A 583-nucleotide genomic window follows, 5' to 3' on the forward strand; every position below is an offset into this window, starting at 1 on the left:
CGTTTCTTCAACAGCCGTCTGGCGCTCTTGGTCTGTTTGGCCTGCAGGCGGCGGCGCAACTCCCGGTGGCGGTGACGGACCGCGTTCAGGGTCTTGCCGCTGTGGCGGACACCATCGCCGGTGCCAGTGCCGGCGGTGGTGGCGATGTTGGCGATCCCCAGATCCACCCCGACAAACCCGTCCGGAGCGCGCACCGGAACGTCCGGCAGGTCGCAGGTGGCGATGAGAAACCACCTGCCATCGCGGCAGACCAGGTCTGATTCGCCCTTGCGGTGAGCGGCCAGCAGGGTGAGCTGATCGGCCGAGGCGGTGAACGCCACGCCCTTCATCCGCCCACCCACGGTCCAGATCGACACCGTCCGCGCGTCCGGCTGCCAGGACAGGCAGCGGTCGTCGAACGGCTGGGCCGCGCCCGGGCGAAAGACGATCGGCCGGGCCAGCACCCGCTCACGCCGGGCGGAGCCGGGCCTGCCCAGATGGCCGTTGCGGACATGGGCGTGCAGGGTGGCGTAGGCGTCGGCGACCTTCTTGATGACATGCTGCGCGGCCTGAGCCGCCAGCCCGTACCTGTCCTTGACCTGCC

General features: G+C 70.2%; 1 pseudogene. It reads right to left on the bottom strand.

Annotation, left to right across the window (positions count from 1 at the left end):
• Positions 1 to 583, bottom strand: a pseudogene (locus IEY82_RS38750) (RNA-guided endonuclease TnpB family protein); the annotation flags it as partial.

The organism is Nonomuraea cavernae, from assembly GCF_014646355.1.
GTDB classification, from domain to species: Bacteria; Actinomycetota; Actinomycetes; order Streptosporangiales; family Streptosporangiaceae; genus Nonomuraea; species Nonomuraea cavernae.